Here is a 7,704-nt window from a genome sequence, read left to right on the forward strand (position 1 = left end):
GTTGCTCGACCCCACCAAGCCGGAGTCGATCGATGCGGTCGTCTCGGTGACGCACCGAATTGTCGTCTCGCATCAGGTCCTCGACACACGAACTGCTGGTCAGCTACCAGTTTTGGACGAGGAGTTCGGACTCGTCGAGGAACTGCTGAGCACCGACGAGAGATGGTTGACAGCACTGTCGGCCAGGGGCGTCGACGTCGCGCAGGTCCGGGTCGCTCCGCTGTCCGCCGGGGTGTTCGACTACCCCGACGAAGAAGGACGCCGCATTCTTCGTGGACTCGCGTTTCTGCAGCAGCACCGCGGCGATCACCCGTGGGCACACCCCATCGACGGTCTCGTTGCATTCGTCGACGTCACGTCGCGTGAGGTCACCGAAGTGCATGACTTCGGACCAGTTCCGATCCCGAAGGAGTCGGGTAACTTCGACGACCCTGCCGTCGCAGGGCTGGCCCGCACCACGCAGAGACCTATCGATATCACCCAACCCGAAGGCCCGAGTTTCACGGTGACGGGCAATCGAGTCGACTGGGAGAAGTGGTCTTTCCGGGTAGGTTTCGATGCTCGCGAAGGGCTCGTACTCCATCAGATCGGCTTCGTCGACGGTGACCGTGTGCGGCCGATCGTGCACCGCGCGTCCATCGCCGAGATGGTCGTACCCTGCGGCGACCCCTCGCCCGTGCGGTCGTGGCAGAACTACTTCGACACCGGTGAATACCTGGTCGGTAGGTACGCGAACGCACTGGAACTCGGATGCGATTGCGTCGGTGACATCACGTACTTCGACGCTGTAATCGCAGACGAGTTGGGTGTACCTCGTACATTGCGGAACGCGATCTGCATGCACGAAGAGGACTTCGGTATCCTCTGGAAGCACTCCGACCAGTGGGCAGGTTCGAGTGAAACACGCCGCCAACGCCGTTTGGTGATTTCCTTCTTCACCACGATCGGGAATTACGATTACGGGTTCTTCTGGTACCTCTACCTCGATGGAACCATCGAATTCGAGGTCAAGGCAACGGGTATCGTGTTCACCTCCGCCTACCCGGGCAAGGACTACCCGTACGCGTCGGAGATTGCCCCGGGTCTGGGTGCGCCCTATCATCAGCACCTGTTCAGCGCTCGGCTCGACATGATGGTCGACGGCCTCGGCAACAGCGTCGAAGAGATCGAATGCGTACGTGTGCCGATGGGCGAGGGCAATCCGCACGGAAATGCTTTCACGCTCGGAAAGACGCTGTTGCACAACGAGTCCGAGGCGCAACGTATGGCTGACAACCGGGCTGGGCGGGTATGGCATGTCGTGAACCCGAACGTCACGAACCGGCTTGGCCGTCCGGTTGCGTACGCGCTGCATCCAGAAGGAAACCCGACACTGTTGGCTGATCCGGAATCCTCGGTGGCGGGGCGGGCGGCGTTCGCTACCAAACATCTATGGGTTACGCAGTACTCGCCGAACGAATTGTATGCATCAGGGGATTTCGTCAACCAGCATCCTGGGGGATCGGGACTTCCGGAGTTCGTGGCGGGCAACCGAAGCGTGGACAACAAGGACATCGTTCTGTGGCACACGTTCGGCCTCACGCACTACCCGCGTCCTGAGGACTGGCCGATCATGCCCGTCGACTACAGCGGTTTCACCCTCAAACCGGTCGGGTTCTTCGATCGAAACCCCACACTCGACGTGCCGGGCAACGCACGACATTGCCACTGACGTCACTATCCCCACACCACCCACCTCACCTCCCATATGGAGTTCCCATGACCACAGAGCATCCTGCAAAGAGTCACCACGCTCACGATCATCAGTTGCGTCGAGGATCCATCGGCGTCCTCGGTGTGACGTTTTTCGTCATATCTGCAGCCGCACCTCTGACTGCCATGGCAGGCGGCGCGCCGGTGGCGATGCTGCTGGGCAACGGACCGGGTGTGCCAGGGGCCTACGCCGTCGCAGTCGTCACCTTGCTCGTGTTCGCTGTCGGGTATACCGCCATGGCTCGCCACCACACGAGTACTGGGGCGTTCTACTCCTACGTCACCCGCGGTCTACGTCAGCAATTCGGCGGTGCCGCTGCATATCTGGCATTGCTGAGCTACAACGCGATGCAGGTCGGACTGTGGGGGTTGTTCGGCGCTGCGCTCAGCGGATTCGTCCTGGACGAATTCGACATCTCCATCGACTGGTGGGTCTACGTCGTCATCGGGATCGCAATCGTTGCTGTCCTCGGCTATCGCCAGATCGACCTGTCGGTCAAGGTGCTCTCGGTTCTCGTGGCCGCCGAATTTCTCGTCGTCATCATCTTGGCCGTGGTGATCGCCTTCGAGGGCGGTGATTTCGGCACGGCGTCGATGAGTATCACCCCGCTGACACCGAGTGCACTGATGAGCGGCTCGCTGCCGATCGCGCTTCTGTTCTGCTTCGCCTCCTTTGTCGGTTTCGAGGCGACCTCGATCTACAGCGAGGAAGCGAAGGACCCCAAACGCACGGTTCCGCGGGCGACGTTTCTTTCCGTGGTGACCATCGGTCTGGTCTACACGGTCGTGACATTCCTGATGATCAATGGCGCAGGCGTACAGAATATTCCGGCGTTCGTCGCGCAATTGGCAGATCCGACTACCTTCATCTTCGAGCTTTCGAACTTCTACGTAGGGGAGTGGTTCACCACCATCATGCGATTGCTCTTCGTCACCAGTGTGTTCGCCGCGGTGCTCGCGTTCCACAATGCCGTTGCGCGCTACGCGTACGCGCTGGGTCGGGAAGGAATACTGCCGCGGGGCGTCGGGCACACTCATGCGCGTCATCGCAGTCCGCATGTCGGTTCGGTGGCTCAGTCGGTACTCGCGCTCGTCGTCGTCGGGCTCTTCGCCGTCACCGCCCAGGACCCCGTTCTCGCTCTCTTCACCTGGCTGACCAACCTCGGCACTCTCGGTGTGATCGCACTGATGGCGCTGTCCTCGTTCGCGATCATTGCTTTCTTCGCCCGCAACCGTGAGCTGGACAGCAATGTTCTACGGACCGTCGTCGCTCCCCTCGCCGCAGGCGTTGCACTGAGCGCGATCCTGGCGTACGCGATTGCGAATTTCGGACTCCTCATTGCGTCCGGAGGGGCGTTGGTCTGGATTCTCCCGAGCCTACTGTTGATCGTCGCAGCTCTCGGGGTAGCGGCGTCGATACGTTTGCGTTCCCGCTCACCGCAGCTGTACGCCGAGATGGGTCGCCACCGCGAATGACGCGCGCCGTCGCTATCGCTGTCGGGACCGGAGCAGAGAAACAGGCGGTGTGCTCTCCTGCCGGCGTGACGGTGCGCGGAGCAAGTGCACTTGCGCTGTCGATTGCTGCTGCGGCACTGCATATCCCATCGATCGGTTCGCTCACGGGTGCGGAGCGGGTCGCTGTCGTGGTCCTGGCCGCCGGCTGTGTGTGGTGCGGTGTGCACCTCGTACGCAAACCGACTGCCAGAGCATGGGCCACAGCAGCGACGATGTCGACCCTGATGGTCTCTGTGCATCTGTCGGCAATGGGGTCCGGACACTCCGCCCACCACGGAACTCACACGGCCGCTCCGGACCTGGATTTCGCCGCCAGCTCGATGTCGTCGTCGATGCAATTGTCGCTGCTGCTGGCCCTGGTCGAGTTGGGTTTCACAGGGAGCATGCTGTGGATCAGCACGCCGGCGAGAGATGAGTCCTCTTTGTCGGAGGGGACTGATCCGAGCCGTGCACAGCGCAGTCAGTGAGCCCGATCAGCTGTGTCTGGACATGCTCCGCGTGTCCGCTCGCAACGACACCGCGATGTCGTGCGTCTCGGTCGTAGTCGATCCGCCGACCACATACTTCAGTGCGTTGTCGATGGCTTCGTGGTCGGAACCGGTCCAACGTTCTTCTCGTTGCCGCCGATACTGGCTCCAGGACGGACTGGTGAACTGCTCGACCATCATGTCACCGTCGTCGAGACTGCGATACAAGTTCCACGAATAGGCCCCAGTCCGTCGACGCGCCACGCCAACCGAGGACATCGATTGGATGAACTGCCCTCTGACGTCGTCGGTGACGCGATACGTGACGGTTACCCGTATCGGGCCGTCGTCGGGCTCAGGTTCGAAAACAATTGTCGGGGTTGGCCACGCCATCGAAACCGCACGGTCGAGAACGCCCGTTTCGGGGTGTAGCGGCAGCACCGCCACACTCGCAGCCACGAGTATCAACGCACCGACTGCTACCGCCAGGCAATCGACAATGCCGATTCTCGATGCCAACCACCCCCACGCGAGCGAACCGACAGCCTGAGATCCCATGAAGACGAGTAGATAGATCGACATTCCGCGAGCCCGCACCCACGATGCGAGGGAAAGCTGAATCGACGCGTTCAACGCGGTCAGGGTTGTGATCCACGCAATTCCCGACACCATGAGTGCCGGAATAACCAACCAGACAGGCAGCCACGCGAGCGCCGCCATTCCGATCGCATAGGCCACGGCCGATCCGGCCAGCAGAGTGTTCGCACCGAAGTGGTCCCTCAGCATCGGTGTGGCTGCCACACCGATGACGGCCCCGACACCGAGGACGCCCAACACGATGCCGTAGCCGATAGAGCCCAGTCGCAGAACAGACGATGTGGCCGAGGGGAGAAGTGCCCACAAGGCCGAGGCAGGAAAAGCGAAGAGCGCCGAGCGCAGGATGATTCGGCGAACTATCGGGCCCGACCGAATATAGCGGATGCCTGTGACGATCGACTCCGTGAGCCTTTCTCGATCGGCGTGTTCTCGCGTAGGGCGCTTCCACCTGGTCAGTACGCCCACCGTGGCCAAGAAGGTCAACGCATTGATGGCAAATACGAAAGTAGGTCCAGCGACAGCAACCAAGACGCCGGCGAGCGCGGGTCCGATGGCTCGTGCTCCGTTGACGGTTACGCCGCCCAATGCCGACGCGGCTGGAATCTGTTCTCGGGGAACCAGCTCTGGTTGAATCGCCTGCCATGCGGGAGCCGCGAGCGAAGACCAGCATCCCAGGACGAACGTGCACGCGAGCAGACCCCACGGAGACAGAGTGTCAGTCCACGCGAGTGCGGTGAGTACTCCTCCGGTCAGCAGCGAACCGAGACCGACCACGATGAGCAGTACTCGTCGGTCCAGCGCGTCGGCCAGTGCGCCCGCCAGCAGTGCCAAGAGAAGCGTAGGAAGAAGGCTGGCGGTTTGCACTGCCGCGATGACGGTCGTCGATGCCGCGCGCTCGACCAGGAACCACTGTGCTCCGACCGTCTGCATCCAGCCACCGATATTGGACACAAGCTGGGCGACGAACAGGCTGCGGTACAGAGTGTTGCGCAGCGGTGCCCATGCGGACACCGTGTCCGTCGGGGCGGAACCCGGTGTCGTCGCAGAGGGTGTCATCCTGGCCTCTTTCGGTTCTCGCATGCATCGGAGTAGGACGGGTGCGCTGAAAACACGTGCTATCCCAGGAGCCGTTGCCAGTTTCGCGGAACCCGCTCGGCCGGGCCGGGGACGGTCTGTGTGGGCGGATGGGATTCGGGGGGCGCGAGTGTCGGCCCACCATCGGCAAATTGGTTCGACCCGTAATCCCAGAACCAGTCCTCGCCGGGTTCGAAGCTCTGAATGATCCGATGCCCGGTGGTGTGGGCGTGCCCGCTCGCGTGCTGGTTGAGTGAATCGTCGCAGCACCCGATGTGCCCGCACTTGGCACACCGCCGTAGATGGACCCACCAGCTACCGGTGAGGTTGCATTCGACACAGCCCGTACCACTGGGCGGCACCAAGGGGTCGAGGAACGATGCAAGGTCGCTCATGATTCGGCCTCCTCTACTGCATCGACCGGGTTGGTTCGCGGCACGACCAGCGGATCCGACGGAGTGAACGGGAAGTCGGGCAGAGCATCGAGATCGACGCCGAAGGTGGCCGCCAATACTGGCCGCGAAAACGCCGAGATCGATGCACGATATCCGATATCCCCCGGCGTGGGCTGATCGAAGAAGATCAAGAAGTGGATCTCGTCGTCACCGATCACTTCGATCTGGTGCGGATATGCCCGCGGAATGAAGTAGACGTCGCCCGGCTTCAAGACGTAAGTGTCGACGGAACCGTCCGGGTCGAGAATCGACATCCTGGCACGCCCTTTGTGGACGTACCCCATCTCGGCTGTGATTGGATGCCAATGTGGCTCGCGCATAACGTCTTCGGCGATCGTCAGTGAGTACATCGACAGGTGTTTCAGCGCAGGCCAGAACTGCGTCCGAGACGTCCTCACGTGTGCGTACGGCTGGCTGATCGTCGCACTCATACCCTCGAGGTCGAACTTGTGTGGATTGCCGAGTCCGGCTGTGTCCGGGATGACCGCGGGTCCGGTGCGCTGGACGATGTCAGCTGCGGAGGTCGACAGTGCCATGGGCGTGAAGGCCGCTGCGTCGAGGCCGAAAGTGTTGCCGAGCACCGCCCCGGACATGGCCCCGAAAGCCGCTTTCAGCGAGAAGTCCTCGGGTTGTTCGTCGGAGAACGCGATGATGAACTCGGCCGTGGTGTCGCCTACGTTCTCGATGTGGTGCAGCGAACCGGATTCGATGGTGAACATCTGGCCGGCGTCGATGGTGAAGGACGAAAAGGCGCTTCCGTTGTCGAGGATCGAAATCAGAACCGAGCCGGCGATGCAGTAGCCCAGCTCGTCGGCAATGGCGTGCCAGTGTGGTTCACGGATGCTTCCTGGTTCGAGGACGAGACGCTTGATCGACAACCCGGTCAGCAGTGGGAAGTCGTCCGCTGTGAGCCTGGTGATCGAGCCGAGCTCGCTCGAGTGTTGCGGGGCTGCGTCGAGCAGAGACCGCACATGTCTTGAGGTCATGAAAGTCACTGCCTTCCGAGGGAAGGCCCGGGCGGCGACTGACGGATCGCCGCCCGGGCAGGGCCTTGTGCTACTTCGCGATAAAGTCGAGAATGTCTGCGTCCAAGGCCTTCTGGTACTCGCCGTAGATGCCGTGCGGTGCGCCGGGGTAGATCTTCAGTGTGCCGTCCTTGACCAGTTCAACTGTCTTCAGCGCGGCAGCGGCGATGGGGACGATCTGGTCGTCGTCGCCCTGCGCGATGAAGATGGGGACGGTCAGCGCCTTCAGGTCCTCGGTGAAATCGGTCTCCGAGAAAGCCTTCACGCAGTCGTAGGCAGCAGCCAGATTGACGAGCATGCCCTGCCGCCAGAAGTCGTCCTTGGCTCCCTGCGAGACCTTCGAACCTTCACGGTTGGCTCCGAAGAACGGCTCGGCGAGGTCCTTGTAGAACTGCGAGCGATCGGTGAGGACTCCGTTGCGAATGTCGTCGAGGGCCTCGATCGGGGTGCCCTCCGGGTTGGACTCCGACTTCAGCATGATGGGCGGAACGGCGCCGGCGGTGATGACGCGGGCGACGCGGGTACCGCCGTACCGAGCTGCGTAGCGCACCACTTCGCCTCCTCCGGTGGAGTGGCCGATGAGCGTGAGCTCCTGAAGGTCGAGAGCCTCGACCAGTTCGGCGACGTCGCGGGCGTACGTGTCCATGTCGTTCCCGGTGTAGGTCCTCGAAGAGCGGCCGTGTCCGCGGCGGTCGTGGGCGATGGCGCGGTAGCCGGCGTCTGCGAGCAGCTTGAGCTCGAGCTGCCAAGCATCCGACGACAGAGGCCAACCGTGGCTCAAGAGAACTGGCTTTCCGGTGCCCTGCTCGGTGTAGTAGA

Annotated in this window: 7 protein-coding genes; 3 read left to right on the forward strand and 4 right to left on the reverse strand. The window is 62.2% G+C overall.

Annotation, left to right across the window (positions count from 1 at the left end):
- The 3 genes from A2J03_RS03125 to A2J03_RS03135 form a co-directional block, all read left to right on the forward strand.
- A partial coding sequence (locus A2J03_RS03125) for a primary-amine oxidase (RefSeq protein ID WP_068369571.1) occupies positions 1–1,711 on the forward strand: 1,711 nt, incomplete at its 5' end.
- A 47-nt stretch (positions 1,712–1,758) separates the two neighbouring features.
- A complete protein-coding gene (locus tag A2J03_RS03130) occupies positions 1,759–3,228 on the forward strand; it encodes an APC family permease (protein WP_068369573.1) in 1,470 nt (489 codons plus the stop codon).
- Complete coding sequence (locus A2J03_RS03135) at positions 3,225–3,734, forward strand: hypothetical protein (RefSeq protein WP_068369575.1); 510 nt, start codon at positions 3,225–3,227, stop codon at positions 3,732–3,734. Before A2J03_RS03130 ends, A2J03_RS03135 begins: the two co-directional genes overlap by 4 nt.
- Positions 3,735–3,740: 6 nt before the next feature.
- Here A2J03_RS03135 and A2J03_RS03140 read toward each other — a convergent pair whose 3' ends face one another.
- The 4 genes from A2J03_RS03140 to A2J03_RS03155 form a co-directional block, all read right to left on the reverse strand.
- A complete protein-coding gene (locus A2J03_RS03140; RefSeq protein ID WP_068369576.1) occupies positions 3,741–5,387 on the reverse strand; it encodes an MFS transporter in 1,647 nt (548 codons plus the stop codon).
- A 59-nt stretch (positions 5,388–5,446) separates the two neighbouring features.
- The gene (locus tag A2J03_RS03145) at positions 5,447–5,800 is read right to left on the reverse strand and encodes a UBP-type zinc finger domain-containing protein (protein WP_068369578.1); all 354 of its coding nucleotides are present in this window, start codon (positions 5,798–5,800) and stop codon (positions 5,447–5,449) included.
- Positions 5,797–6,846 (reverse strand): cupin domain-containing protein, encoded by a 1,050-nt coding sequence (locus A2J03_RS03150; protein WP_068369580.1) that lies wholly within the window; start codon positions 6,844–6,846, stop codon positions 5,797–5,799. The genes A2J03_RS03145 and A2J03_RS03150 overlap by 4 nt, the downstream gene beginning before the upstream one ends.
- A gap of 70 nt (positions 6,847–6,916) precedes the next feature.
- Positions 6,917–7,704, reverse strand: a 788-nt coding sequence (locus tag A2J03_RS03155; protein ID WP_068369583.1) for an alpha/beta fold hydrolase, incomplete at its 5' end; no start/stop codon positions are given.

Source organism: Rhodococcus sp. EPR-157 (assembly GCF_001647195.1).
Lineage (GTDB): Bacteria > Actinomycetota > Actinomycetes > Mycobacteriales > Mycobacteriaceae > Rhodococcoides.

What these genes read in the sequence shown, in the direction of transcription:
- A2J03_RS03150 (WP_068369580.1), bottom strand. Translation starts at nt 6,846, where the DNA reads ATGACCTCAAGACATGTGCGGTCTCTGCTCGACGCAGCCCCGCAACAC.
- A2J03_RS03140 (WP_068369576.1), bottom strand. Translation starts at nt 5,387, where the DNA reads ATGACACCCTCTGCGACGACACCGGGTTCCGCCCCGACGGACACGGTG.
- A2J03_RS03145 (WP_068369578.1), bottom strand. Translation starts at nt 5,800, where the DNA reads ATGAGCGACCTTGCATCGTTCCTCGACCCCTTGGTGCCGCCCAGTGGT.
- A2J03_RS03135 (WP_068369575.1), top strand. Translation starts at nt 3,225, where the DNA reads ATGACGCGCGCCGTCGCTATCGCTGTCGGGACCGGAGCAGAGAAACAG.
- A2J03_RS03130 (WP_068369573.1), top strand. Translation starts at nt 1,759, where the DNA reads ATGACCACAGAGCATCCTGCAAAGAGTCACCACGCTCACGATCATCAG.